This is a genomic window from Pseudomonas fluorescens, from assembly GCF_041354075.1.
Taxonomy (GTDB): Bacteria; Pseudomonadota; Gammaproteobacteria; order Pseudomonadales; family Pseudomonadaceae; genus Aquipseudomonas; species Aquipseudomonas fluorescens_CE.
In genome coordinates, this window is record NZ_JARZGC010000003.1 from 40,337 (window position 1) to 65,979 (window position 25,643).

Below are 25,643 nucleotides of genomic sequence, written 5' to 3' on the forward strand. Positions count from 1 at the left end.
CCACATTTCAGACCGGGAACTCAAGCGCTTTATTGCCTGTTTCCGGTTGAACCAAGCGTCATTTTACAAGCCCAAACCGCTCCCGCGGATGGCACCGTTTTCTTCAGGCCGGTAGGGCCACAACGGTACGGGTGTTGCAGACATGACTGCCACCCGGAATGGAATCCGGCGCCGGGCCCAGGCTCGCCGCCAAAGACTTCGGCAAGGACGCGGCATCATTAGCCTTTTTCCTACTGTCCCGAAGTGGTTATGCCCGACGCCCGTCGGTTGTAGTGCTTCAGGACAGAACGGTGGGCACCGTGATGGTGCTCGAACAAACATAGAGAATGTGGAGACACACCCCCATGCAAACCGACACAACTCGCGAGAACCCGCAAGGCACCTTGCCGCAGGCTGTGGATTCGAATTCGGATCTGTCCGCCACCGCGCCTGGCCAGTTGCGCGTGATCAAGCGTAACGGCACTGTCGTGGCTTACACCGATGACAAAATCACCGTTGCCATCACCAAGGCGTTCCTCGCAGTTGAGGGCGGCACCGCTGCCGCTTCGTCGCGCATCCATGACACCGTGGCCCGCCTGACCGAGCAGGTCACCGCGACCTTCAAGCGTCGCATGCCATCGGGCGGCACCATCCACATCGAAGAAATCCAGGATCAGGTCGAACTGGCCCTGATGCGTGCCGGCGAGCAGAAAGTGGCCCGCGACTACGTGATCTACCGTGATTCGCGTGCCAAGGAGCGTGCGGCGCACACCCCGGCCGAAGCCACCGTCAACGCTCACCCGTCGATCCGCATCACCCGTGCCGACGGCAGCCTGGCGCCGCTGGACATGGGTCGCCTGAACACCATCGTCACCGAAGCGTGCGAAGGCCTGGAAGAAGTCGACGGCGACCTGATCCAGCGTGAAACCCTGAAGAACCTGTACGACGGCGTGGCCCTGACCGACGTCAACACCGCCCTGGTGATGACCGCCCGTACCCTGGTCGAGCGTGAGCCGAACTACTCGTTCGTCACCGCCCGCCTGCTGATGGACACCCTGCGTGCCGAAGGCCTGGGTTTCCTCGGTGTCGCCGAAAGCGCCACCCACCACGAAATGGCCGACCTGTACGCCAAGGCCCTGCCGGCCTACATCGCCAAGGGCGTTGAATACGAACTGGTGAACCCGGAGCTGGCCAACTTCGACCTGGAAAAACTGGGCAAGGCGATCAACCACGAACGCGACCAGCAGTTTACTTACCTGGGCCTGCAAACCCTGTACGACCGCTACTTCATCCACAAGGATGGCGTGCGTTTTGAACTGCCGCAGATCTTCTTCATGCGCGTGGCCATGGGCCTGGCCATCGAAGAGAAAGACCGCGAAGCCCGTGCGATCGAGTTCTACAACCTGTTGTCGTCCTTCGACTACATGGCGTCGACCCCGACCCTGTTCAACGCCGGCACCCTGCGTCCGCAATTGTCCAGCTGCTACCTGACCACCGTGCCGGATGACCTGTCGGGCATCTACCACGCGATCCACGACAACGCCATGCTGTCGAAATTCGCCGGCGGCCTGGGTAACGACTGGACCCCGGTGCGGGCGCTGGGCTCTTACATCAAGGGCACCAACGGCAAGTCCCAGGGTGTGGTTCCGTTCCTCAAGGTCGTGAACGACACCGCCGTGGCCGTCAACCAGGGTGGCAAGCGCAAAGGCGCTGTCTGTGCCTACCTGGAAACCTGGCACATGGACATCGAAGAGTTCATCGAGCTGCGCAAGAACACCGGTGACGATCGTCGTCGTACCCACGACATGAACACCGCCAACTGGATCCCTGACCTGTTCATGAAGCGTGTCTTCGATGACGGCAAGTGGACCCTGTTCTCGCCGTCCGAAGTTCCGGACCTGCACGACCTGACCGGCAAGGCCTTCGAAGAGCGCTACGAGTACTACGAAGCCCTGACCGAGTACCCGGGCAAGGTCAAGCTGTTCAAGACCATCCAGGCCAAAGACCTGTGGCGCAAGATGCTGTCCATGCTGTTTGAAACCGGCCACCCATGGCTGACCTTCAAGGACCCGTGCAACCTGCGCAGCCCGCAGCAGCACGTGGGCGTGGTCCACAGCTCGAACCTGTGCACCGAGATCACCTTGAACACCAACAAGGACGAGATCGCGGTCTGCAACCTGGGCTCGATCAACCTGCCGAACCACATCGTGGACGGCAAGCTCGACACCGCCAAGCTGCAACGCACCGTGAACACCGCCGTGCGCATGCTCGACAACGTGATCGACATCAACTACTACTCGGTGCCGCAAGCGAAGAACTCCAACTTCAAGCACCGTCCGGTTGGCCTCGGCATCATGGGCTTCCAGGATGCGCTGTACCTGCAGCACATCGCTTACGGTTCCGATGCGGCCGTCGAGTTCGCCGACAAGTCCATGGAAGCGGTCAGCTACTTCGCCATCCAGGCCTCCTGCGACCTGGCCGACGAGCGCGGCGCCTACGAGACGTTCCAGGGTTCGCTGTGGTCCAAAGGCATCCTGCCGCTGGATTCGCAACAGATCCTGATCGAAGCCCGTGGCCAGAAGTACATCGATGTCGACCTGAAGGAAAGCCTGGACTGGGCACCGGTTCGCGCCCGTGTACAGAAAGGCATCCGTAACTCGAACATCATGGCCATCGCACCGACCGCGACCATCGCCAACATCACCGGGGTATCGCAGTCGATCGAACCGACCTACCAGAACCTCTACGTGAAATCGAACCTGTCGGGCGAATTCACCGTGATCAACCCGTACCTGGTTCGCGACCTCAAGGCTCGCGGCCTGTGGGACTCGGTGATGATCAACGACCTGAAGTACTACGACGGTTCGGTGCAGCAGATCGAGCGCATCCCGCAGGAGCTCAAAGCGCTCTATGCCACCGCGTTCGAAGTGGACACCAAGTGGATCGTCGACGCCGCCAGCCGCCGTCAGAAGTGGATCGACCAGGCTCAGTCGCTGAACCTGTACATCGCCGGCGCTTCGGGCAAGAAGCTGGACGTGACCTACCGCATGGCCTGGTACCGTGGTCTGAAAACCACCTACTACCTCCGTGCCCTGGCCGCGACCAGCACCGAGAAGTCGACCATCAACACCGGCAAGCTGAACGCTGTTTCCAGCGGCGGCAACCACGGTGACGACTCGGTCCTGGCCGCTCCGGCAGGTCCTGCTCCAGTGCCTAAGGCCTGCGCCATCGACGAGCCGGATTGCGAAGCTTGCCAATAAGCTGAGCCGGCAGGCGCCGCAAGGCGCCCGTCCTGAAAACCCCCGATCAGTCCCCTGGATTGTCGGGGGTTTTGTTTTGCCTCGTGTTTTGCTTCCCCTGTGAGCAGGCTTGCCAGCGATGAGGCCGGCACATCCTGCATCACAGGCGTCTGACACACCGCCATCGTCGGAACGCCACCCGGAGCAGGTTCAAGTCAAAACCCCGGACATAAAAAAACCCCTCTTTCGAGGGGTTCCTTATCCAGCAGTGTCCAGCATCAGGTCATCTGAATGATGGTCTGCATGATGGTGCTCTGGGTCGAGATGGTCTTGGCGTTCGCCTGGTAGTTGCTCTGCGCCTTGATCAGGTCAACCAGTTCGCTGGTCAGGTTGACGTTGGACTCTTCCAGCGAGTTGGAGTTGATCGAGCCCAGGGTGCCGGTTTCCGGTGCATCGTAGCCCGGGATACCCGAGGCGTAAGTCTCTTTCCAGCTGGTACCGCCTACGGGCTGCAGGCCTTGTTCGTTGGTGAAGCTGGCCAGCGCGATCTGACCGATCGGCTTGCTCTTGCTGTTGCTGAAGTTGGCCAGCATGACGCCGCTGCCGTCGATGGTCAGACTGGTGATCTGGCCCGTGGCGTAACCGTCCTGGACAGGGATCGAACGTGCGGTATCGGCGTTGAACTGCGTGGTGTTGGACATGGACACCGAAATCGGTCCGGCGGAAGCGCCGTTGGCCTTCCACACGCCGTTGGTCACGGTGCCAGGCACCCAGCCGGTGATGTTCAGGTCAGGGCTGACGATCGGCGTCGGGACGGCCGGCGTGGTGACCGAAGTCAGCTTGCCGGTCTGGTCGAACGCCATGGTCGAAGCCACCGGAGGCGTCAGCGGATCGGTAGGATCGCTGCCGTTGGGGTTGCGACCATCGATCAGGGTGTAGACCTTCCAGGTGTTCGGGGCCGTCTTCACCATGTATTGATCCATGGTGTGCTCGTTACCCTGGGCGTCGTAGACCTTGGTGCCGAATTGCTTGGTGAAGGATTCGGATTTGCTCGGGTCGAACGGGTTGGTCGTCTCGTTGATTTCCACGGCTGTGGAGTTCAGGTTGATCGTCGACGAAATGGAGCTGGTGTTTTTGGGTGCCAGGTTCGAGGTGTCGATGCGCAGGTCGGTCAACACGCCGTTCTGGATCTTGCCATTGGCATCCACGCCGTAGCCTTGCAGGCGCGCGGTGCCGTCGGAGTTGGTGACGTAACCGTCCTTGTCGACCTTGAACGTACCGGCACGGGTGTAGGACAGCGAGCCGTTTTCGTTCAGCACGAAGAAGCCCGAACCGTTGATCCCCATGTCCAGCACGTTGCCGGTGTTGTTGATATCACCCTGGGTGAACTGCTGGGAAACGTTGGCCAGGCGCACACCGTTGCCGATGGTCTTGCTGCCGGTGCCCAGGCGGGTCGCCGAGTACACGTCTTCGAATTCTGCACGGGACGATTTGAAACCGACGGTCGCGACGTTGGCGATGTTGTTGCCGGTCACGTCCAGTTGTTTGTTGGCTGCATAGAGACCGCTAAGGCCGATGTTAAAAGACATGTTCCACTCCTTTGTGCCGGGTTAGTCGGCTCTTACATACCAATGGTTTGTACTTTGGACAGGGCAACGCTGCCCAGGCCGGCCAGGTTGAGCATCAACTCACCGCCGGTCTGGCTGATGGTCACGCTGGTGACGGTGGCCGGCAGGTAGGTGACCAGTGAGGTCGCCTTGCTGTCGTAGGTCGCGGTGGCGGCGAAGGTGTACGTACCCGCCGCAGCGACTTCGCCCGCCTCGTTCTTGCCATCCCAGATGAAGCTGGCGTTACCGGCTTTCTGGCTGCCAAGGTCGATGGTGCGGATCACCTTGCCATCGGCATCGGTGATCTTGACCTTGACCGGATCGACCGCTGCCGGCACGGCAACGGTGCCGGTGAAGCTCTTGGAGGTGTCGACCACCGCCTTGTCGCCCGGCGCGATAACCGAACGGCCCACCAGCGAAGACGCCTGCAATGCCTGGGACGAGCTCAGGCTGCCGGCCAGGTTGGTCGCCAGGCCACCGACAGTGTCGTTGAGCGTGGTGATGCCCTCCAGGCTGCTGAACTGCGCCAACTGGGCAACGAACTCGCCGTTGTCCTGGGGCTCCAGCGGGTTCTGGTTTTTCAGCTGGGTCACCAGCAACTGCAGGAACGCGTCCTTGCCCAGGGCCTTCTTGCCCGCAGCACTGTTGGTAGCGGCTGCCAGACCGTCGGCGCTGGTGTTGGTCTTGATCGAAGAGTTGGCCAGGATGTCGTTCATGCCGAGGCCGCTGGTGGTATCAGTAACACTCATCTGCGTCGCCCCTTATCACTGACCGAGGGTCAGGACCTTCTGCATCATGGTTTTGGCAGTGTTCATCATTTCCGCGTTGGTCTGGAACGAACGGCTGGCGGAAATCATGTCGGCCATTTCTTCCACGACGTTGACGTTCGGGTAGTAGACATAACCCTTGGCGTCGGCCGCTGGATGATTCGGTTCGTAGCGGGCTTCCAGGTTGCTCTGGTCCTCGACCACGCCCAGCACCTGCACGCCCTGACCTGCGGCGTCCTGGTTCTGGAACAGCGAATCGCTGCCGCCACTCTGGCCGCCCTGGAACATGGTGGCGAACACCGGATGACGCGCGCGGTAGGTCTGGTCGATGCTCGACGAGACGGTTTCGGCGTTGGCGATGTTCGAGGCCACGGTGTTCAACCGGGTGGTCTGGGCGCTCATGCCGCTACCGGCAATGTTGAAAACGCTGGCTAGCGACATGATTTATTCTCCACGCAGGGCTGAGACCAGCCCTTTGAATTTGCTGTTGAGCAGAGTGAAACTGGCCTGGAAGTTGACCGAGTTTTCCGCGTAGTTCGACTGCTCCAGCTGAGCGTCGACGGTGTTCTGGTCGATCGACGGCTGCATCGGCGTGCGGTACATCAGCGACTCGTCGCCATTGCCCAGGCCTTCTGCCTCGATATGACGGCTGTTGGTCCTGTTCAAGGCGAAATTGCCGTTCTTGGTTTTCTCGCTCTGCTCGGCGAGCACTTTCGAGAAGTCCAGGTCCCGGGCCTTGTAGTTCGGGGTGTCGGCGTTGGCGATGTTGTTGGCCAGGACTTCGGCACGCTGGGCGCGGAAGCCCAGGGCTTGTTCGTGAATACCGAGCGCTTTATCGAAGCTGATGCTCATGTCGGGAAACCTTCGGGTGACCTGATTTTTCGTACGATGGAGATAGCAAGCGGCGTGCCAACTCGCCAAGCGCCCTGTTTGCGGGGCTTTGCGTGGAATGCGCCTGGCGGCATGCCAGAAAAGCGGCAACGGGTTTCCGCCGTCTGCCGCTTTTCTGCCGCTTTCTGACAGACACCTTCCTTGTGGGAGCGGGCTTGCTCGCGATGGCGGTGGGTCAGCCAAGATTGCTTTACCTGACTCACCGCTTTCGCGAGCAAGCCCGCTCCCACAGGGGGGGGAGTGCCTGGCAGGAGAAAAACCACGCATAAAAAAACGGGAGCCCCCGAGGACTCCCGTTATTTTTTGCGCGACGACCAACCCGTCACTTCGCCTGGTAGATGATCCCCGGGCTGCACTGGACCATCTGATAATGATCCGGCAGACCATTGAGCGCTTCGGAAGCGCCGAGGAACAGGTAACCGCCTGGCTTGAGCGTGCTGTGGATGCGCAACAGGATGTCTTTCTTCACCTCGGCGGAGAAGTAGATCAGCACATTGCGGCAGAACACGATGTCGAACTTGCCAAGGCTCGCGTAGCTGTCCAGCAGGTTGAAGGCGCGGAACTCCACCCGACTCTTGATCGGCGCCTTGACCGCCCAGCGGCCCGGCCCTTTCGGGTCGAAGTAGCGTTGCAGGCGTTCCGGCGACAAACCGCGGCCGATCGCCAGGCTGTCGTACTCACCGGTCTTGCAGTTGATCAGCATGGAACCCGACAGGTCGGTGGCAACGATCTGCACCCCCATCTTCAACTGCCCCATGTTGACCCGCTCGAACTCATCGATGGCCATCGACAGCGAATACGGTTCCTGCCCCGACGAACAGGCCGCCGACCAGATGCGCAGGCGCTGGCCGGGAGCCGCCTTGATCGCCTCCGGCAGCACCTTGTTCTTCAGCACTTCAAACGGATAGGTGTCACGAAACCACAGGGTTTCGTTGGTCGTCATGGCATCGACCACCATTTCGCGCAAACCGCTGCGCGGCTGGCTCTGGATGCGCTGAACCAGCTCACCCAGCGACTTGATGCCCTGCTGCTCCATCAGTTTGTTGAGACGGCTCGAGACAAGGTACTGCTTGTTTTCACCCAGCAAGATGCCACAGGCTTTTTCCAGGAAGACCCGGAACTGTTCGAAATCCAAATTACCCGTAGACAATGATGCCGCCTCTTAAATCGTGTGAACCGCCAGGGGCAACAGGCCCCTAGCTGATATCTGCTGCTTTGATCCGGTCAACCACCCGGGATGCCAGGTCGTCAGGACGGAATTTGGCCAGGAAGTCATCGGCACCGACCTTCTTGACCATCGCCTGATTGAACACACCCGACAATGAAGTATGCAGGATGATATGGAGCTTTTGCATGCGTGGGTCGTTGCGGATCTCGGCCGTCAGGGTGTACCCGTCCATTTCCGGCATCTCGATGTCGGAAATCATCATCAGGAACTCCTCTTCCGGCTTCTTGCCCTCATCGACCAGCTTGCGCAGGTAGTCCAGCGCCTGCCGTCCGTCGTTCAACGCCACCACTTCGACACCGACCGTCTGCAGGCAGCGTGTCACCTGCTTGCGCGCCACCGACGAGTCATCGACGGTCAGCACCCGCAAGGACAATGCCTTGTGCTGGGTTTCGACATCGACCACACCCACGGAAATCGCTTCCGGCGTCGGCGCCACTTCCGCCAGCACCTTCTCGACGTCGATGATTTCGACTAACTGATTGTCGACCCGAGTCACAGCGGTCAGGTAATGATCGCGCCCGGTGCCCTTGGGCGGCGGATGGATCTCTTCCCAGTTCATGTTGACGATGCGCTCCACCGAGCGCACCAGAAAGCCCTGGGTCTTGGTGTTGTACTCCGTGATGATCACGAAGGGATTGCTCTGATCTTTCAACGCCCCCGCCCCGGTCGCCATCGCCAGATCGAGGATCGGAATGGTTGCCCCCCGGATACTTGCCACACCGCACACGACAGGACTGGACTTGGGCATCACGGTCAGCGAAGGGCATTGCAGCACCTCGCGTACCTTGAACACATTGATCCCGTAGAGCTGCTGGCCGTCGAGACGGAACAACAACAGCTCCAGGCGATTCTGCCCTACCAGTTGCGTGCGCTGGTTTACCGAATCCATTACACCAGCCATGCCCAGACTCCTACACCAACGCTAAGTGTGTTGCGACGCACATTCATGATTAAACGGCACGGCGCTTGCTTTTTAACTCTTATGAACACAGAACCGACATTTTTCCGACGCCTGACATCCACCCTCCGCAGATTGCTCTGTGCGATGTCGGCCGTCTGCCTGTTCAACGCTGGCAGCCCTGCCCTTGCTGACGAAGTTACCTTGCCTGACATGCTTATCGGCGTCACCCAGGGCTTTCTTGAATTCACCGTAGAAGACTACCTGGCCACCAGTCAAACGGAAGGTCGTTACGAAATCCAGGTCAACAAGCTCGATCCGCGCCTGCGCATGCCCATGTGCGACAAGGAATTGACAGCCACACTTGAAAGCCCGGCCAAGCCGCTGGGACGGGTGACGGTCAAGGTTCGCTGTGAAGGCAGTTCCCCGTGGACGGTGTTCGTACCCGCTCAAGTCCGCCTGTTTCGCGATGTCGTGACCACCACCCGGCCCCTGCGCAGGGCCGACATCGTCGAGCCCGCAGACGTGATCCTGCGCGAACGTGACATCAGCCTGATCACCCAGGGCTACCTGACGAGCGCAGACCAGGCGATTGGCCAGCGACTTACCCGACCAATGGTCGCGGATCAGGTGGTGACGCTGGTCAATCTCGAACAGACCGAAGTCATTCGCAAAGGTGATCAGGTAGTGATTACCGCCCGCAGCGGCACGCTGAGCGTGCGGATGCCCGGCGAAGCGCTGTCCAACGGCGGCATGAGCGAACAGATTCGCGTGAAAAATCTCAACTCCCGACGGGTCATCAAGGCGCAAGTGACCGCGCCGGGGCAGGTGGAAGTGGCCATGTAGGAACGTGAAGAGGTGGCATTGCCCGGGGCTGTTCCCTAAACTGTGGCGCATGCAGCAGACGTGCTGGCGCTCGCGGGCTCATTGATAAAATGAGTCTAAAGTTTTCACAGGGATGGCCGAAAACATGGCAAGCGTCCAAATACTCAGAGGTTTTTACCATGGTCATCGATTTCAGCCGTTTGAACAGCTCTTCGCCATTGACGGGCAGTACACGTACCAGCGCCGCCAAGGACACCGCCGAAGCCGGCCAGTCCGCAGCGCTGAAAACCCCGGCCGAACAGGCCTCCGTCAAGAGCGGGGAATCGGTACACCTCAGCAATGAGGCTCAGCAGTTGCAACAGGTCACTGACAAGCTGCGCGATCAGCCTGCCGTCGACAAGGCCCGCGTGGCCGAGTTGAAAGCAGCGATTGCCGATGGCAGCTATAAAGTCGACAGCAACCGTGTAGCCAGCAAACTGCTCAACTTCGAAGCCCAGCGCTAGGCCTCGGCCTGCGCCAGGCTTTTGGACGCTTAAAACCCAAGGCCAGCCATGCACGACACTAATTTATTGCAACTGATCAACGACGACTTTGCTCCAGCTCAATACCTGCTGGAGTTGCTGCAAACCGAGTCCATCGCCTTGCACGGTCGCGACATGCCTCTGCTCGAAGACATTCTGGCGCAGAAGCAGGCAATGATCATTCTGCTCGAACAGCATGGCCGCAAGCGCAGTGAAATCCTCGCCAGCCTGAACCTGCCGGTCAATCGCAGCGGCCTGGAGCAACTGGCCAGCCAATCGAGCGTTGGCGCGCAACTGCTGGAGCAGAGCGACGCCCTGACTGACCTTCTGGCCCAATGCCAGGCGGCGAACGCCAACAATGGCCAGTCGATCCTGGTTCAGCAGGCCGCCACGGCCAACCAGCTGAAAATCCTCACCGGCGGCGAACCGCCAGCACTTTATGATGCACGCGGATCCACCGCGAAGCTTGCGAAGCCGCGTCCGCTCAGTCAGGCTTGAGCCTGCAAATGATCACGCCCTATCAAGACTCGCAACATGCTGGCAGTATAGTGGCCAGCCGTAGTCATATTTTGTCTGGAGATTGATTAACCGTGTCCAATGCCTTAAACGCGGAAGATGCCCCGCAGCCACCCAAGGTGCTTACCACACCGTTGGAGATCTCCGGCAACCTGCGCCAATTGCAAGACAGCCATGATCCGCTGATCATCACTTTCCACGAACGCACCCAGCGCTTCCAGAGCTATCTGGTCGACGTTGACCGCGAACGTGGCATCATCAAGCTCGACGAAATGATCCCCCGCGACGGCGAACGTTTCATGCTGGCCGGCGAACCCTTCCGGGTCGAAGGTTTTCATGAAGGCGTGCGCATCGCCTGGGAAAGCAACGGCCAACCGACGCTCGACGAGTCCGGTGACGAGCGCTGCTACATTGCCCCGCTGCCAGACGAAGTGGTTTACCACCAGCGCCGCAATGCATTCCGCGCCGCATTGAAGCTGGCCCAACTGGTTGACATCGACCTGGACGGTGAAAAGCTCAAGACGCCGATCCGTGGCAAGCTGCTGGACATCTCGGCGACGGGCTGCAAGCTGCGCTTCGATGGCGACATCACCGAAAGCCTGCAACTGGGTCAGGTCTACGACCGCTTCGCCGCCGCCCTGCCCTTCGGCAAAATGACGGCACCGGTCGAACTGCGCTACCTGCATTTCGAAGAAAGAATCTCCACCACCTTCGCCGGTATCCGCTTCCACAACATGAGCGGGCTGGTGCAGCGCCAGGTCGAGCGATTCGTCTATCAGCTTCAACGTGAAGCGCGACGCTTCGACAAAGACGACCTGTAACAGCAGGCGCCTGTGAAAACGGGCAGTCCCTTGCGGTGACTGCCCGTTTTTTTTATGCCTGTCTTTTACCCCAGGCTTCAGGGAATGGCATCCGGAATGTTTTTTCCGTGCCCTGCATCCGGCCCCTCTGCAGGTGGTGTGGATCGCGCTTCGGTCCGTGGCTTCGATTCAGATTCGGACTCAGGTTCAGGTTCAAGCTCCGGCTCCGGCTCCGGCTCCGGCTCCGGCTCCGGCTCAGGATTGACCGGGCTTTGCATCTGCTCCTGCACCGATTGTTCATCGACCCGGGGATCAAGCGCCGCCACCAGCGGCGAGCTCGACATGCTGTCCGGCATCGCCACGTGGTGCAGCGGCGCGTCGTCCACCTGATGCAGGTTGGTGACCGCTTTCGGGCGGATCCGCCACACCAGCACCAGCGCGAAGAAGCTGAAGAAGGCATACAGCATGTGGCTGCCGAACATCTTCATCAGCACACCGGCCACCAGCGGCCCGATACTGGCGCCGACACCGTAGGTCACCAGCAGCATGGCCGTCAGCGACACCCGCCGGTCGGCCTCGACATGGTCATTGGAAAACGCGACCGCCAGCGGGTACAGGCAGAACTTCACCAGCGAGCAGATGAACCCCATGATGAACAGCACTTCCAGCGGCACCTGCTGCATGATCGCCAGCGGCAAACCGGCAACGACCAGCACCAGGGCGAAACAGCGGATCAACAGCGCCCGGTCATAACGATCGGAGAGCCAGCCCAACGGCCACTGCACCAGCAGGCCGGCAAAAATGCAGGTACCCATGAACAGACCGACCTGCTCGGTGGACAGTCCCTGCTGCGAGGCATACAGCGGCGCCAGGCCGTAGAACGAACCAATGATCAGCCCGGCCCCCAGCACCGTACTCAACGACTGCGGCACGCGCTTGATGAAGAAGCGCGGATCCATCGGCGCAGGGCGCAGTGGCGCCGGGTGAATGCGCCGGGTCAGGGCCACCGGCACCAGGCACAGGGCAAAGCACAGGGCCACCAGCATCAACAGCTCCGGACCGAGCGCCGGGTGCATGACCAGAATCAATTGGCCCAGCACCAGGCCCAGATAGGACGCGATCATGTAGCCGCTGAATACCGTCCCCCGCTGGGAGGCGTCGGCCTGCTCGTTGAGCCAGCTCTCGATCACCATGTACTGGCACATCATGCCGAGGCCGACGATGACCCGCAGGAAGATCCACGCCGGCAGCCAGTCCACCAGGCCATGACCCAGCACCGCCGCGCCGACGATCCCGGCACAGGCCGAATACGCCCGGATGTGCCCGACCCGGGCGATCAGCCGGTGACCGATCTTGCCACCCAGCACCAGGCCGAAGTAGTTGGCCGCCATCAACGCACCCACCCACAGGCTATTGACGTTGTCAGCCGCCAGGCGCAAGCCCAGGTAGGTACTCAACAGGCCGGAGCCGATCAACATCATCAGCGAGGCGAAATACAGTGCTCGAAAGGCTTTCCAGATCTGGCGCATCGGCGTTCCGAGCGGCTCCTTGCGGTGAGAAACAGGCTAGCGAAAAGATAGCCCGAAGACGAAGGTTCGTCAGGCCTGGGCGGCCAGGACACGGCGCTCCCAGGGGGTAATTTCATCAAAGAAGCTGGTCAATTCCAGGGTCTTCGAAGCCACGTAGCCTTCGATGAACTCCTTGCCGAACAGTTCCTTGGCCAATGGGCTACGGTTCAGACGTTCAAGCGCGGCGTGCAAGGTACAGGGCAACACAAGATTGTCCGGCACCTCGAACTCACCCTGGATCGCGGCGCTGGGCTCCAGCCGGTTCTCGATGCCATGCAACCCCGCTGCCAGGCTGGCGGCAATCGCCAGGTACGGGTTGGCATCGGCACCCGGCAAGCGGTTCTCGACCCGACGCGCAACCGGCGCGCTGGCCGGGATGCGCAAGCCGGCCGCACGGTTGTCGTGGGACCAGCAGGCGTTGTTGGGAGACGCAAAGGGGTGGCACAAACGCTGGTAGGAGTTCACGTTCGGCGCAAACAACGCGGTGAAGTCCGCCATCGCCGCCTGCTGACCGCCGATGAAATGACGGAAGGTCGCGGTCGGCTCGCCCGCCTCGTCGCTGAATACGTTCCGAGCGCTGCCCACTTCGACGATGCTCTGGTGGATGTGCATCGAACTGCCCGGCGTGTGCGCCAACGGCTTGGCCATGCAGACCGCGGTCAGGCCGTGCTTGAGCGCGACTTCCTTGAGCAGATGCTTGAACAGGAACGTCTGGTCGGCCAGCTGCAGCGCGTCGCCATGCAGCAGGTTGATCTCGAACTGACTGACGCCCATCTCGTGCATGAAGGTGTCGCGGGGCAAGCCGAGCGCCGCCATGCACGCGTAGACTTCCGTGAAGAACGGGCGCAAGCCATTGTTGGAACTGACGCTGAATGCGCTTTGGCCGTCTTCGCGCCGACCGTCCAGACCCAGCGGCGGCTGGAAGGGTTGCGTCGGGTCGGGGTTGGGCGCAAAGACGAAGAATTCCAGTTCGGTGGCCACCACAGGCGCCAGGCCGCGCGCCGCGTAACGCGCGATCACCGCCTTGAGCTGGCCTCGGGTCGACAGGCGTGAGCTTTCGCCCGTCAGCTCATCGGCGTCGCAGATCGCCAATGCCCGTGGCGGCTGGCTCCAGGGCAAGCGATGAACCTGCGCAGGATCGGCCACCAGCGCCAGGTCGCCGTCATCGCTGCCATAAAAACGGGCCGGCGGATAACCGCCCATGATGCATTGCAGCAGCACGCCTCGCGCCATCTGCAGGCGCCGCCCTTCGAGAAACCCGTCGGTGGTCATGACCTTGCCGCGCGGCACGCCATTGAGGTCCGGGGTCACGCATTCAATTTCGTCAATGCCGATCAATCGCTGTGCGAGTGAACCCTGGCCCTCGGTCGTCATGACGCTTTCCCTTGTAGTGCAAGCCGTGAACGGCGACCGTACAAAATAGGCTGCACCTGTTCGCAATATCAAGCAGCGAAAAACAAAAACATCATGGCAAATAGAGACTGAACACACCGCCGCCCAACGGACCGCCATTGCTGATACGCGTGTGCCCGCCCACGCCGTTACGCTGGTGCAAGGCCGCAATCCGTCCGGCGAAATACAGGCCCAGCCCGGTACTGCCACTGCTGTGGTTGATGCCCTGCACGTAGTCCGCCTGGCGCTCGATCATCTCGGCCGGGTACCCGTCACCATCGTCATTGATGGTCAGCACCAGTTGCCCGGCTTCATCGCTGACACTGATCAACACCGCGTGGCGAGCGTAACGAACGGCGTTATTGATGCAGTTGCCCAGCACCGAGGCGATCAGCTCCCGGTCGAAAAAGCCCAACGGGCTCAACGGGTCCACTTCATAGGTCGCCATGATGCCGCGACTGGCGAACACGTCCTGATGGCAGGCCAGTTGCGCTTCGATGAAATCGTCCAGTTCGTGATAGGCCGGTTGCAGCGGCATCTGGTTGACGCCGAGCTTGTACAGCCCCAGCAGTTGCACCAGCATGCCGTTGAGGTGGGCGAACTCGAACTCGATCACGCCCTGCTCCGGCGTCTGCCCCTGCGGGTTGGGCAAACGTGCCAGCCATTGGCTGTGGGCCTGCATCAGCAGGGTCAGGGAGTTCTTCATGTCGTGCACGGTGGAGGCAATCACCGTGGAGAAATCCAGTGCCGGGTCGTCCTTGCTCATTCGCCAAACGCCTTGAGTTTCAGTTTCTGGTAACGCGGGAAGCGCGCATCGGTGTCAGGCATCAGGCCGACCATTTTCAGGCAGGCCCGACACTCTTCCAGTTCCGCCGACGGCACACTGGTGTCCGTGCCGTGCAGCAGTGACTGCGCCATGTTCAGCGCGATGCTGATGTTCTTTGGCTGCATCGCCAGGGCCTTGCGGAATACCGTTCGCGCTTCGGCCAGGTTGCCGGTCTTGTACACCCGCACGCCCTGGCGATTGAGATCGGCCGCGGCGTTGCTGGAGTTGAGAATGTTCGGGTCATCGGTCAGCTTGGCGATGCCCTTCATCACGTTCGGGTCGTCGCCGTAGATCTCTGCGCAGTTTTTCAGCATCGACGCCCCCGCATCGGCCTGACCGAGCATCTGCAGTTGCTTGGCCACCAGCAGCGCGGCTTCGGCGCTCATGAACTGTTCCATGCCATCGAGGCGCAGCATGGCTTGTTCGGTCAGTTTGTCCGCGGTTTCGGCATCGTTGAGCAACAGGCTGGTGGCTTTCATCAGCCGTGCGCGGATCTGCAGGCCCGGGTCACCAGGGTTTTCCTTGGCCACGGCGCTCAGGGTGGTGTTGATCTCCAGGCGGGTGCGGGTGTCCAGGCCCCGGTCACTGCCTTTGCTGATCAAGGCATGGGCCAGGCCGAGGTTGCTTTCGGCGTCCTTGTAACGCGATTGCGCGCCCTGGCTCACGGCCTGCCGATAGGCCCGGGAGGCGGTGTCGAAATCTTCGTTGGTCATCGCCAGCTTGCCCAGCAACGCCTGCCGGCGAACCGCCAATGGCGACAAGCGAATCGCCTCCTCCAGCACCTGCTGCGCGCCCTTGGTGTCACCTTCGGCGACCAGCACATCGGCCATGCCGTCGTAGAGCGCCGGCATCATCGGGAACACTTTCAGGGCTTTTTCATAGACACCTTTGGCCTGCGCGACCTGGCCGCGCTTGAACAGCAACTGCCCCAAACCGGCAAAGGCCCAGGGCAACGGCCGGTCGGCAATGATGCCGTCGTACAGACGCTCCAGCGCCTCGTTCTGATTCAGGTCACGCAGGGCATCGGCGCGATAGCGCAGGCACAGCGGCGAATAGCGAATGTCCTGTTTGCACAGGGCGATGCAGGCATTGAGCACTTCGGCCGGTTTGCCACGGTCGAGGGCCTGCAGGATGGGTTTGAGCAGATTCTTGCGCTGCACCAGCCGCTCCAGGCGCTGGGCCAGGCCCGAACGGTTGAACGGCTTGGTCAGGTAAGCGTCGGGCTCGTGCTCCAGGGCACTGAGCACCATGGCCTGGCTGGTCTCGGCGGTGACCATGACGAACACGGCTTCATGGCTGATGAGCTTCTCGGACATCAGGTCTTCGAGCACCTGCTGGCCGTTTTTCCTGCCGTCGCCGAGGTGGAAATCCTGAAGGATGAAATCGTAGGCCTTCTGCGAACACATCTTCAGCGCCTGTTCGCCGGTGTCGGCCGTATCGACGTCCTTGACGCCCAGTTCGCGCAGCATGGAACGCACCGAGCTACGGAAATCGGAGAAATCATCGACGATCAGAAAACGCTTTTGGTGATACGACAGCATCGAAGATTTCCAGGCAATTTGAAGTAGAAGATCATGGCTGTCCGGGTTATCGGCCAGCAAGGCCGTTCACTTGAAGGAAAGGGCATGCAAATCTCTTGTGCCGTCGAAATCACCAGGCGCTCTACAGCGTGACCGGCGTCACCAGCGCTGCGTTGTCAAAGTAGTTGCTCAGGTTCTGGTAAACCAGATCGGCCATGGCCTGGCGCGTCTCGTGGGTGCCGCTGCCGATATGCGGCAACAGCACCACGTTGTCCATCGCCAGCAGCGCGGCCGGAACGTTCGGTTCGTCGTCGAACACATCCAGGGCGGCGCCGCCGATTTCCCCTTCGAGCAGCGCCGTGACCAGCGCCGGCTCATCGACCACGCTGCCCCGGGCCACATTGATCAGGAAGGAGGTTGGACCGAGCGCGCGCAGGACCTGACGGTTGATCATGTGGCGGGTCTCGGCGCCGCCGGGCACGATGACCACCAGGTAATCCGCCGCCGTGGCCAGCGCCTCGAGGTCGGCGTAATGCTCGTAGGCAACGTCCGCGTAAGGCCCGCTGGGCCGGTAGTAGGCCACCTTCATCTCGAACGCCGACACCATCCGCGCGATGGTTTTGCCGATCTGTCCCAGGCCAACGATGCCGCAGGTCTTGCCATGCAGGCCGTTGCCCAGGGGAAACTTGCCCTGCTGCCAGTGACCGGCGCGCACGAAGCGCTCGGCTTCGCTGATCCGCCGCGACACGCAGAGCATCAAGGCCAGCGCGGTCTCCGCCACGGCATTGTTGAGCACCTGCGGCGTGTTGCTGAGCTGGATACCACGCCCGGCGAGGTAAGCGCAGTCGACCTTGTCGTAGCCAACCCCGAAGCTGGTGATCACCTGCAGATTGGGCAACTGATCCAGCGCCTGATTGTCCGCCCCATAGACGCCGCTGGTGACCACGGCGCGGACGGCGTGGCCATGGGCACTGGCCCATTGTGCAAAATCAGCCATTTCCCAACGCTTGTGCACGCGGTAGTGGTCTTCCAGAGACTGCATCAGCGTGGGGTGCATCGGCCCCCACACCAGAACATCACCTTGGCTTTGAGTCATCGTTGCGCTTCCTTGGAAAGTGACGGAGCGTGCGCGACGGCACGCGCCATAAAACGGCCGCCCGGAGCCCCTGGACACCGGACGACCCAAGGTGCTTCAGGGACGCGTGCCGACCTCGGCGGCCTGCGCCGTCCAGGGTTTGACCTGCTCGCTGAGGGTCAGCCCCAGGCCCGGCCGGGTCGGCACCAGCATGCGGCCGTCGCGGGTTTCCAGGCGTTCGTTGAACAGCGGCTCGAGCCATTCGAAGTGCTCGACCCACGGCTCGGTCGGGTAGGCCGCCGCCAGGTGCACGTGCAACTCCATGGCGAAATGCGGCGCCAGCATCAGCCCGGCCTGTTCGGCCATGGCCGCGACCTTAAGGTACGGCGTGATGCCGCCCACCCGTGGCGCATCGGGCATCAGGAAATCGGCGCCGCGCAACTTGATGAACTCGGCATGCTCGGCGACGCTGGTGAGCATTTCACCGGTGGCGATCGGCGTATCGAATTGCTGCGCCAACGCGGCGTGGCCTTCGGCGTCGTAGCAGTCCAGCGGTTCTTCGATCCAGATCAGGTTGTACTCTTCGAATTGACGGCACATGCGCTGGGCCGTCGGTCGATCCCATTGCTGGTTGGCATCGACCATCAGCGGGAACTGGTCGCCCAGGTGTTTGCGCACGGTGCTGACGCGCTGGATGTCGATGGCGCAATCCGGCTGCCCCACTTTCAACTTGATCCCGCCAATGCCCTTTTCCCGGGACAGGTCGGTGTTCTTCAACAGTTGATCCAGCGGGGTGTGGAGGAAACCACCGGAGGTGTTGTAGCAGCGCACCGAATCACGCTGGGCACCCAGCAGGCGCGCCAGCGACAGGTTGGCGCGCTTGGCCTTCAAGTCCCACAGCGCCACATCGAACGCGCCAATGGCCTGGGTCGACATGCCGCTGCGCCCGACCGAGGCGCCGGCCCAGCACAGCTTGGTCCAGAGCTTGGCGATGTCGCTGGGGTTTTCACCGATCAAAGCGGGGGCAATTTCCTGGGCGTGGGCGAATTGCCCTGGACCGCCTGCACGTTTCGAGTAGCTGAAGCCCAGGCCGCGATGGCCGTCGATGGTTTCGATTTCCGCGAACAGGATGGCGATCTCGGTCATCGGCTTCTGCCGACCGGTCAGAACCTTGGCATCACTGATCGGGTTGGCCAGCGGCAGGATGACCGACGACACGCGCACCCAGGCGATACGGTCGTCATCGGAGGACTTGATGGAAGGTTGTTGTGCGAGCATGGGGTTCTCCTTGGATTGAAAAGGCTCAGGAACGGGACGGTTCGGAATTCAACGGGGCGTTTTCGACGGCCTGCGCCGCCGGGTCTTCAAAGTCATCGAGCTCCAGGCGCTTGAGTGGGCCGACGATGAACAGGTAGGCGAACGCGCCCAGCAACCCCATCCCCGCCACGTACATCAGCGCGACGTCGAAGGAGCCCAGCTGGTTGATCATCACGCCGATGGCGATCGGGGTGACGATGCTGGCCAGGTTGCCGCAGAAGTTGAACATCGCCCCGCTCACGCCCATGGCCCGGGCCGGGGAAACATCGCCGACGATGCACCAGCCCAGGTTGCCGACGCCCTTGGCAAAAAAGGCAATCGACATCACCAGAATGACCAGGGCAATGGACTGGGTGTAGTTGGCGATCACGATGCTGCTGGAGAGCAACAATCCGCAGATGATCGGCGTTTTGCGCGCGGCAGTGAGGCTGAACCCCTTGCGCAGCATCCAGTCCGACCAGCCCCCGCCGATCATGCCGCCCAGGCATCCGGCGATGGGTGGAATGGCCGCTACCAGACCGACCTTGAGCATGGTCATGCCCTTGGCTTCGATCAGGTAGGTGGGGAACCAGGTCAGGAAAAACCAGGTGATGGACGTCAGGCAGAACTGGCCCAGGTAGATCCCCGCCATCATCCGGTTGCCGCCGATGGCCTTCATTCTTTTCCAACTGAAGGGGGTCTTCACGTCACCGAGGGTGGGCAGGCCGCCGCCGGCTTCGATGTAGTCGATTTCCGCCTGGTTGACGCGCTTGTCCTTGCGCGGCTCGTGGACCATGCGGAACCACAGCAGACCAATCAGGATGCCCGCGCCGCCGGTCACCCAGAACACATGCTGCCAACCCCAGGTGCTGACCAGCCAGACCATCAGGGGCGTGAACGCGGCCAGGGCAAAATACTGCGCCGACTGAAACACAGCCGTGGCCAGGCCACGCTCGTGTCGCGGGAACCACATCACCGTCAGGCGGTTGTTGGCCGGGAACGCTGGCGCTTCGGCAATCCCCATCATGAAGCGCAGGACAAAAAGCGCGAGGAAGGCCGAGCTGAACAGGGCGACGTAGCCCTGGAGGAAGGTGAAGACCGACCAGATGATCAGGCTCATGCCCAACACAAGCCGGGAGCCGAAGCGGTCGAGAATGATGCCGCCCGGGAGCTGCATCGAGGTGTACGCCCAGCCGAATGCCGAGAAGGCAATGCCCATGGTCATGGCATCGAAGCCAAGATCGGTGCGCATGCTGGGGGCGGCAATCGACAGCGTTGCCCGGTCAACGTAGTTGAACACCGTGACGATGAAAATCATCACAAGGATGAGATAGCGGACGTTGGTCTTCGCTATCGACTGCGTGGGGTTGATCACTTGTTGTTTTCCTTATTGTGAGTTGTAGCGGTGAATCCGTATGGCCCTTGAAGATCCCGTGAACAGCCGATGATTGCGCAATCATTATTGGCTTTTAAAAAGGTCGCCCTCGGCAAAACAGGGCGACCTTCGAATCGATACTACACTGATTGCGCAATCATTCAACCATGCACCTGTCGCCAAACCGATGTTCAGTTCAGGTGCTGGCGCGGTCGATGAGGGTGAAACCGGTGTCGATGCGCACCGGATCATGCTGGGACGCCGGGTTTTCGAAACGCTCCAGAAGCGCTTGGGCCACACGCAGGCCGATGGTTTTGCCGTCGACGCTGACGGTGGACAAGGCGGGATAGACGTGTGCCGCGCTGCTCAGGTCGCCGAATCCCATCACGGCGAGATCTTGCGGCACCTTCAACCCCCGACTGGCGGCTTCGGCCAACACACCCTGGGCGACGGTGTCGGAACTGCAGACGACGACCTCGGGCGGCGTGGGCTGATCCAGCAGCCGTTGCAGACCTTCGCGTCCGACTTCCAGGGTCGCCGGTGGCGCGAGGACTTCCATGGGCACTTCTTCAACGCCCAGTCGCATGAGCTCGGCCATCAGGCTGTGGCAACGACGCAAGCCACGGTGATCGCTGATGCTCACCACGGAAAAGCGCTTGTAGCCTTTGGCGACCAGATGCCGGGCGGTCGCCTCCCCCACTTTCTCATGGGAAAAACCCACCAGCATGTCCAGCGGATCTTCACTCAGGTCCCAGGCCTCCACCACCGGAATGCCAGCTTGCGCGAGGCGCAGGCGACTGGATTCGGTGTGCAGGGTGCCGGTCAGCACGATGCCATCGGGGCGTCGTCCGAGGACGGCTTCGAGGAGTTTCTCTTCCTGTTCCGCCGAATAACCGGTCAGGCCCAGCAGCGTCTGGTAGCCCGCCTGGGTCAGACGGTCCATCAGCGCTTGCACGGTGTCGGCAAAAATGGAGTTGGCGATGGTCGGCAGGAAAATAGCCACCAGGCGGCTTTTGTTACTGGCCAGACCACCGGCCAGCATGTTGGGCACATAACCGGTCTGACGCACCGCTTCACGGACTTTTTCGCGAGTGTTTTCGGAGACCAGTTCCGGCCGGTGCAACGCCCTGGACACGGTCATCGGCGAAACCCCGGCGACCTTGGCCACATCGATCAGCGTCAGGCTGGACGGCGTCCTGGCGGCTGATGGGTCAGTGGAGAGCGCTGCGGGTTTCTTGGCCATGAACAGTTCCGAATACGCGGCGCAGTTTCCTGGCGTCGCAAAAAAAGCAGTAGGTGAAGGCGCCCAACTTAACAAAGCCGGGCTGATTATTCACGATACTGCTTTTATTTCGAACGCACGGGACAACCCGCGAGTCAGACCTCGCCCACCAGCACGTCGGCGATGCGGATACTCAACGCCGCACCTGTCAGTGTCGGGTTCACGCAGGAGGACGATGGCATCACGCTGGTCCCGGCGATGAACAGGTTCGGGTGGTCATGGGTGCGGCAATCGCGGTCGACCACCGAGTCCTTCGGATCGTCGCCCATGATGGTCGTGCCCATGATGTGCTGACGGTTCTGGAAGCCCACGTCAGTGCTGACGATATCGGCATCAAGCAGTTTGGCGAACTGCTTGAAGTCCTCCAGCGCCTTCTCCTTGCCGGCGTGCCAGTAGTCCGGAACGCTGTAGTAGATTTCCGGCACCGGCAAACCGATTGCATCGAACTTGGTCTTGCTCGGCGTGACGCGGTTTTCCGGCAGCGGCAGGGTTTCGAAGTCCACGGCCCAGTTCAGCGAGCGCGCCGATTGCAGTTGGATCTGCTCATCCAGCTTGGAGCCCAGCACGCCTTTGGCGATCAGGTTCGAGGTGATCTGCGAGGTCGGCACGGTGTTGCGCACCTTGATCTTGTAACTCGGATACTGCTCGCGGAAGGCACCGTCGCGGCTGTTCAGGTAGACCAGCAATTGCGTCGGCCCCTGGCCCGGCCACATGTCTTCCTTGGTCATGACGTTCATGCTGATGCCGGTGTGGTCCATCAGGTTGCGGCCGACCTGGTCCGAGGAGTTGGCGATCCCGTTCGGGTATTTTTCCGACGTCGACATCAGCAGCAGCTTCGGCGATTCGATGCCGTAGGCTGCGAGCACGAAGGCGCGGGCGGTCAGCTTGTGCGTGGACTTGTCGGGGCGCATGTACCAGATGGCGGTGATCTTGCCATCATCGCCGGCTTCGATCTTGTACACCACCGAGTTGTCCAGCACCTTGGCGCCATGGCGCTCGGCCTCGTCGATGTGCATCGAACCGTCGTACTTGGCGGCCGTCGGGCACACCGGGTTGCAGTTGTTGTTGCCGGCGCACGGCGGACGCTTGCCGTAGGGACGGGTGGCCCGGCCATTGGGTTCGAGGATCGGGTTGTAGCCGCCCTTGCTCAACAGCTCGGACAGGCGCTTGAACATGTAGCTCGGTTTCAGCCCTTCCATCGGGTATGGAATCGAACGTGGCGGGAACGCGTCGCCGCCCTGCCCGCTTTCATCCTGACCATCGACGCCGGAAACACCCAGTTCGAGTTCGGCACGGGCGTAGAACGGCTCCAGTTCGTCATAACTGATCGGCCAGTCACGACCACGACCGTAGAGCGATTTGAGGCGGAAGTCGTTGGGCAGCATGCGCCACAGGGACGAGCCGAAGTGCCAGGTGGTGCCACCGACCACCCGCAGGTAGGAGGTGTTGTATTTCACCGGGCCGACCTGTTGCAGGTAGTCGCCATAGGTGGACGGCGCGTGGGGCAGGCTCGGGTACGGCGAACCGGCACCCTGCAGCTTGGCGTTGGCCAGCGACAGCTTGACCGGGGCATTGCGGAACGTCTCCACGATGTCACGACGATTCACCCGAGGACCGGCCTCCAGCACGATCACCGACTTGTTCGCCTTGGCCAGACCGGTAGCGATCAGGCCGCCCATGACGCCAGAGCCGATGATGACCACATCGGCATCGAATTGATCGCTGCTCATATTTTCGAATCCTGAATAGCTGCTGGTTTGGCGCCCCAGGTAGCCGGGCCGCCGCCATAAGTTGGGATGATGAGAATGCCGTGGGTCGGCAGGTACATCATGGCTTGGGAATAAGCGACCAGCTCCGCATCCGCCGGCTCGCCGACGATGCCCAGGTACCAGGCCGAGATGATGCTGGTCGCCGTCGCTTTCAACGAGGCGTCCGCGTCGGGCTGCGCCAGGTACTCATCGACGTGCTTGTAGCCCTTGGCCGCGATCAGTTGCTTGAGCGCGATGGCATTGGTCGAGAAGTTCGGCGCGCGCTTGTCCAGCGCGGCGTAGTAACGCGCGGCCAACACCGGATTCACAGGGCGGCTGACCAGAAACTGCGACAGCGCGATGAAGTCGTCGCTGGAGACCTGCGCCGCCAGCACCGACTGCCACGGCATTACGCCGCTGACCAGCGCCGTCAGCCCCAGGGCCACGGAACCGCGCAACAGATTGCGCCGGGAGAATCCCGTCGGCGCTTCGGCTTGAACCGGTACTTGCTTGTGCGTCATAGAAGTGTCCATTACTCAGGCTCCCTTGCGGCGGCGGGCAATCACCCACAGGCCGATCAGCACGCACACCAGGATGATTGCCGGGATCGTGAATTTGGCCAGCACCGCCAACGGCGCCTTCGGGCCACCTTCGCGGACCTGTGCCACATCGGCGGCGGAAACAACACGGTCGGCATTGCCGTAGCGCGACAGCACGTAGTTGCTGACGTCGGCAATCTGCTGATCATTCAGGCGATCGGTGAACAGCGCGTCCGGACCAAACCCGGGCATGTCGATGGCCACGCCGCCGACTTCGCGATGCACGCCATACACGATGGCCGCGATCAGGTTGTCGCTGCGGGCGGTGGCGGTGTTGTTGAACAGCGAAGGAAACTCCTTGTTGCCCTGGCCGTTTGGCTGGTGGCAGTTGGCGCAGGTGCCGCTGAAGATGTGCCAGCCCGGGTTGTCTTCGGGTTTGCCGCCACGCAGGGTCAACTCATCGACCGACGCCTGACCGTATTCATGCCGGGCCTTGGCTTCACCGGTCTTGATCGGCGTGGTTTGCAGCAGGTAAGCGGCGATGGCCTTGAGATCGGCGTCGCTCAGGTATTGCAGGCTGTGCTCGACCGCCTCGGCCATGGGGCCAGCGGCCTGGGCCTTGCCCTCGACGTGCCCGGTGCGCAGGTACGCCACGAGCTCGTCGCTCGACCAGGCACCAATGCCACTGACCTTGTCGGAGGTGATGTTCGGCGCATACCAGCTGCCCAGCGAGCCGCCGGCCAGCGGCTTGCCACTGTCCGCCGCCATCAGCACGTTGCGCGGGGTGTGGCAGGTATCGCAGTGGGCCAGGCCGTTGACCAGGTAGTCGCCCCGGTTGACCTCGGCCGACTTCGCGGGGTCCGGCGTGAAACGTTTGTCGCTGTGGAACAACGCGTTCCAGCCCATCATCGAAGCACGCACACTGAACGGGAAATCCAGCGCGGTTTTGCGGTTCGGCGTGTCGACCGGCTGCACTTCATGCATGAAGTAATCGTAGAGCGCGGCGATATCGCTGTCGGTCATTTTCGAATAGGAGGTGTACGGCATCGCCGGATACAGGTGGGTGCCATCCGGCGTCACGCCATCCCGTACCGCACGGGCGAATTGCTCGGCGGTGTAGTTGCCGATACCGGCGGTTTTCGAAGGTGTGATGTTGGTCGAGAAGATGGTGCCCATCGGCGAGCTGAGCGAGTAGCCACCGGCAAACGCTTTCCCGCCCGGTGCGGTGTGACACGCCACACAGTCAGCGGCTACGGCCAGGCGCTTGCCAGCGGACGAGTCGCTGTCGAGCGACTCGCCATTGGCCGTGCCGGCCGTGGCGAGCCCCAGGGTGATCAATCCTGCAAAGGCATAGGCCCTGCTTTTTCCTTTATCAATGCGACGCGGCATGAGTCCTTCCCCAGGCAACTGCTTTGGTTTTTTCACGGCTGTGAAAAACAGGAACACCTGTCCCCTTCATCTAGAAAATCAAGATCAAGAGGTACGATGTCGTATGAATTTGCGGGGAATATTTCACACAATGTAACACTTGGCAACAAGAAGAAAAGGCCAAGTGCCATCTTTTGTATATTTGTGCTGAATGCTCTAGATCGCTGCTTACAAAGATTGTTGAGAAAAATTCCGCGTCTTACCATGCGTCGCTTACGGCATCGGTGGGCGATTTTTTGTTACAGGAAATGGCTAAAAAACGGCTGATGACCCTTCAGTTTTGGACAACTTTGCCGAAAGACGTACGACGACTTGCGTTTTCT

At 61.3% G+C, this 25,643-nt stretch carries 22 protein-coding genes; 5 read left to right on the plus strand and 17 right to left on the minus strand.

The window, feature by feature from the left end; genetic code table 11:
- Positions 1-344: 344 nt before the first annotated feature.
- Complete coding sequence (locus QIW53_RS04435) at positions 345-3,239, plus strand: ribonucleoside-diphosphate reductase subunit alpha (protein WP_371048472.1); 2,895 nt, start codon at positions 345-347, stop codon at positions 3,237-3,239.
- 257 nt (positions 3,240-3,496) lie between these two features.
- Here the strand turns inward: QIW53_RS04435 and flgE are convergent, their stop codons facing one another.
- The 6 genes from flgE to QIW53_RS04465 form a co-directional block, all read right to left on the minus strand.
- A complete protein-coding gene (gene flgE / locus QIW53_RS04440) occupies positions 3,497-4,807 on the minus strand; it encodes a flagellar hook protein FlgE (protein WP_371048473.1) in 1,311 nt (436 codons plus the stop codon).
- A gap of 32 nt (positions 4,808-4,839) precedes the next feature.
- Positions 4,840-5,574, minus strand: a complete 735-nt coding sequence (flgD, locus tag QIW53_RS04445) for a flagellar hook assembly protein FlgD (RefSeq protein WP_371048474.1) — start codon at positions 5,572-5,574, stop codon at positions 4,840-4,842.
- Positions 5,575-5,589: 15 nt separating this feature from the next.
- Positions 5,590-6,033, minus strand: coding sequence for a flagellar basal body rod protein FlgC (flgC, locus tag QIW53_RS04450; RefSeq protein ID WP_046046514.1), 444 nt, complete (start codon positions 6,031-6,033; stop codon positions 5,590-5,592).
- A gap of 3 nt (positions 6,034-6,036) precedes the next feature.
- The gene (flgB, locus tag QIW53_RS04455) at positions 6,037-6,444 is read right to left on the minus strand and encodes a flagellar basal body rod protein FlgB (RefSeq protein ID WP_371048475.1); all 408 of its coding nucleotides are present in this window, start codon (positions 6,442-6,444) and stop codon (positions 6,037-6,039) included.
- 361 nt (positions 6,445-6,805) lie between these two features.
- Positions 6,806-7,633, minus strand: a complete 828-nt coding sequence (gene cheR / locus QIW53_RS04460; RefSeq protein WP_371048476.1) for a protein-glutamate O-methyltransferase CheR — start codon at positions 7,631-7,633, stop codon at positions 6,806-6,808.
- 46 nt (positions 7,634-7,679) lie between these two features.
- Entirely contained in the window at positions 7,680-8,612 is a 933-nt protein-coding gene (locus QIW53_RS04465; RefSeq protein ID WP_371048477.1) for a chemotaxis protein CheV, read from the minus strand.
- 81 nt (positions 8,613-8,693) lie between these two features.
- Here QIW53_RS04465 and flgA point away from each other — a divergent pair, with 81 nt between their 5' ends.
- The 4 genes from flgA (at position 8,694) to QIW53_RS04485 (ending at position 11,292) form a co-directional block, all read left to right on the plus strand.
- On the plus strand, positions 8,694-9,455 hold the full coding sequence (gene flgA / locus QIW53_RS04470) for a flagellar basal body P-ring formation chaperone FlgA (protein WP_371048478.1): 762 nt from the start codon (positions 8,694-8,696) through the stop codon (positions 9,453-9,455).
- Positions 9,456-9,613: 158 nt separating this feature from the next.
- Positions 9,614-9,937 carry a flagellar biosynthesis anti-sigma factor FlgM gene (flgM, locus tag QIW53_RS04475; protein WP_371048479.1) on the plus strand — a complete coding sequence of 108 codons (324 nt, stop codon included), beginning with the start codon at positions 9,614-9,616 and terminating at the stop codon, positions 9,935-9,937.
- Positions 9,938-9,985: 48 nt separating this feature from the next.
- The gene (locus tag QIW53_RS04480) at positions 9,986-10,453 is read left to right on the plus strand and encodes a flagella synthesis protein FlgN (protein ID WP_371048480.1); all 468 of its coding nucleotides are present in this window, start codon (positions 9,986-9,988) and stop codon (positions 10,451-10,453) included.
- A 92-nt stretch (positions 10,454-10,545) separates the two neighbouring features.
- Positions 10,546-11,292 (plus strand): flagellar brake protein, encoded by a 747-nt coding sequence (locus QIW53_RS04485; protein ID WP_371048481.1) that lies wholly within the window; start codon positions 10,546-10,548, stop codon positions 11,290-11,292.
- Between the two features lie 77 nt (positions 11,293-11,369).
- On the opposite strand, the gene QIW53_RS04490 is transcribed toward QIW53_RS04485, so the two are convergent.
- The 11 genes from QIW53_RS04490 to QIW53_RS04540 form a co-directional block, all read right to left on the minus strand.
- On the minus strand, positions 11,370-12,800 hold the full coding sequence (locus QIW53_RS04490; protein WP_371048482.1) for an MFS transporter: 1,431 nt from the start codon (positions 12,798-12,800) through the stop codon (positions 11,370-11,372).
- A 69-nt stretch (positions 12,801-12,869) separates the two neighbouring features.
- Positions 12,870-14,111 carry a glutamine synthetase family protein gene (locus QIW53_RS04495; RefSeq protein ID WP_371048726.1) on the minus strand — a complete coding sequence of 414 codons (1,242 nt, stop codon included), beginning with the start codon at positions 14,109-14,111 and terminating at the stop codon, positions 12,870-12,872.
- Between the two features lie 193 nt (positions 14,112-14,304).
- Positions 14,305-14,997: a sensor histidine kinase gene (locus tag QIW53_RS04500; protein WP_371048483.1), complete on the minus strand. Its 693-nt coding sequence runs from the start codon at positions 14,995-14,997 to the stop codon at positions 14,305-14,307.
- Positions 14,994-16,598 carry a response regulator gene (locus tag QIW53_RS04505; RefSeq protein WP_371048484.1) on the minus strand — a complete coding sequence of 535 codons (1,605 nt, stop codon included), beginning with the start codon at positions 16,596-16,598 and terminating at the stop codon, positions 14,994-14,996. The genes QIW53_RS04500 and QIW53_RS04505 overlap by 4 nt, the downstream gene beginning before the upstream one ends.
- Before the next feature lie 121 nt (positions 16,599-16,719).
- Positions 16,720-17,673, minus strand: a complete 954-nt coding sequence (locus QIW53_RS04510; RefSeq protein WP_371048485.1) for a 2-hydroxyacid dehydrogenase — start codon at positions 17,671-17,673, stop codon at positions 16,720-16,722.
- 96 nt (positions 17,674-17,769) lie between these two features.
- Positions 17,770-18,930 carry an L-talarate/galactarate dehydratase gene (locus QIW53_RS04515; RefSeq protein ID WP_371048486.1) on the minus strand — a complete coding sequence of 387 codons (1,161 nt, stop codon included), beginning with the start codon at positions 18,928-18,930 and terminating at the stop codon, positions 17,770-17,772.
- Between the two features lie 25 nt (positions 18,931-18,955).
- The gene (locus tag QIW53_RS04520) at positions 18,956-20,266 is read right to left on the minus strand and encodes an MFS transporter (RefSeq protein WP_371048727.1); all 1,311 of its coding nucleotides are present in this window, start codon (positions 20,264-20,266) and stop codon (positions 18,956-18,958) included.
- Positions 20,267-20,519: 253 nt separating this feature from the next.
- On the minus strand, positions 20,520-21,566 hold the full coding sequence (locus QIW53_RS04525; RefSeq protein WP_371048487.1) for a LacI family DNA-binding transcriptional regulator: 1,047 nt from the start codon (positions 21,564-21,566) through the stop codon (positions 20,520-20,522).
- Positions 21,567-21,700: 134 nt separating this feature from the next.
- A complete protein-coding gene (locus QIW53_RS04530) occupies positions 21,701-23,335 on the minus strand; it encodes a GMC family oxidoreductase (protein ID WP_371048488.1) in 1,635 nt (544 codons plus the stop codon).
- Complete coding sequence (locus QIW53_RS04535; RefSeq protein WP_371048489.1) at positions 23,332-23,886, minus strand: sugar dehydrogenase complex small subunit; 555 nt, start codon at positions 23,884-23,886, stop codon at positions 23,332-23,334. The genes QIW53_RS04530 and QIW53_RS04535 overlap by 4 nt, the downstream gene beginning before the upstream one ends.
- A gap of 3 nt (positions 23,887-23,889) precedes the next feature.
- On the minus strand, positions 23,890-25,281 hold the full coding sequence (locus QIW53_RS04540; protein ID WP_371048490.1) for a c-type cytochrome: 1,392 nt from the start codon (positions 25,279-25,281) through the stop codon (positions 23,890-23,892).
- Positions 25,282-25,643: the final 362 nt, after the last annotated feature.

Coding starts and splice junctions, on each gene's coding strand:
- QIW53_RS04500 (WP_371048483.1), bottom strand. CDS start 14,997: ATGAGCAAGGACGACCCGGCACTGGATTTCTCCACGGTGATTGCCTCC.
- QIW53_RS04480 (WP_371048480.1), top strand. CDS start 9,986: ATGCACGACACTAATTTATTGCAACTGATCAACGACGACTTTGCTCCA.
- flgC (WP_046046514.1), bottom strand. CDS start 6,033: ATGTCGCTAGCCAGCGTTTTCAACATTGCCGGTAGCGGCATGAGCGCC.
- QIW53_RS04530 (WP_371048488.1), bottom strand. CDS start 23,335: ATGAGCAGCGATCAATTCGATGCCGATGTGGTCATCATCGGCTCTGGC.
- flgD (WP_371048474.1), bottom strand. CDS start 5,574: ATGAGTGTTACTGATACCACCAGCGGCCTCGGCATGAACGACATCCTG.
- flgA (WP_371048478.1), top strand. CDS start 8,694: ATGAACACAGAACCGACATTTTTCCGACGCCTGACATCCACCCTCCGC.
- QIW53_RS04495 (WP_371048726.1), bottom strand. CDS start 14,111: ATGACCACCGACGGGTTTCTCGAAGGGCGGCGCCTGCAGATGGCGCGA.
- QIW53_RS04535 (WP_371048489.1), bottom strand. CDS start 23,886: ATGGACACTTCTATGACGCACAAGCAAGTACCGGTTCAAGCCGAAGCG.
- QIW53_RS04520 (WP_371048727.1), bottom strand. CDS start 20,266: ATGATTTTCATCGTCACGGTGTTCAACTACGTTGACCGGGCAACGCTG.
- QIW53_RS04525 (WP_371048487.1), bottom strand. CDS start 21,566: ATGGCCAAGAAACCCGCAGCGCTCTCCACTGACCCATCAGCCGCCAGG.
- flgB (WP_371048475.1), bottom strand. CDS start 6,444: ATGAGCATCAGCTTCGATAAAGCGCTCGGTATTCACGAACAAGCCCTG.
- QIW53_RS04465 (WP_371048477.1), bottom strand. CDS start 8,612: ATGGCTGGTGTAATGGATTCGGTAAACCAGCGCACGCAACTGGTAGGG.
- flgE (WP_371048473.1), bottom strand. CDS start 4,807: ATGTCTTTTAACATCGGCCTTAGCGGTCTCTATGCAGCCAACAAACAA.
- QIW53_RS04540 (WP_371048490.1), bottom strand. CDS start 25,281: ATGCCGCGTCGCATTGATAAAGGAAAAAGCAGGGCCTATGCCTTTGCA.
- flgM (WP_371048479.1), top strand. CDS start 9,614: ATGGTCATCGATTTCAGCCGTTTGAACAGCTCTTCGCCATTGACGGGC.
- QIW53_RS04510 (WP_371048485.1), bottom strand. CDS start 17,673: ATGACTCAAAGCCAAGGTGATGTTCTGGTGTGGGGGCCGATGCACCCC.
- QIW53_RS04515 (WP_371048486.1), bottom strand. CDS start 18,930: ATGCTCGCACAACAACCTTCCATCAAGTCCTCCGATGACGACCGTATC.
- QIW53_RS04505 (WP_371048484.1), bottom strand. CDS start 16,598: ATGCTGTCGTATCACCAAAAGCGTTTTCTGATCGTCGATGATTTCTCC.
- QIW53_RS04490 (WP_371048482.1), bottom strand. CDS start 12,800: ATGCGCCAGATCTGGAAAGCCTTTCGAGCACTGTATTTCGCCTCGCTG.
- QIW53_RS04435 (WP_371048472.1), top strand. CDS start 345: ATGCAAACCGACACAACTCGCGAGAACCCGCAAGGCACCTTGCCGCAG.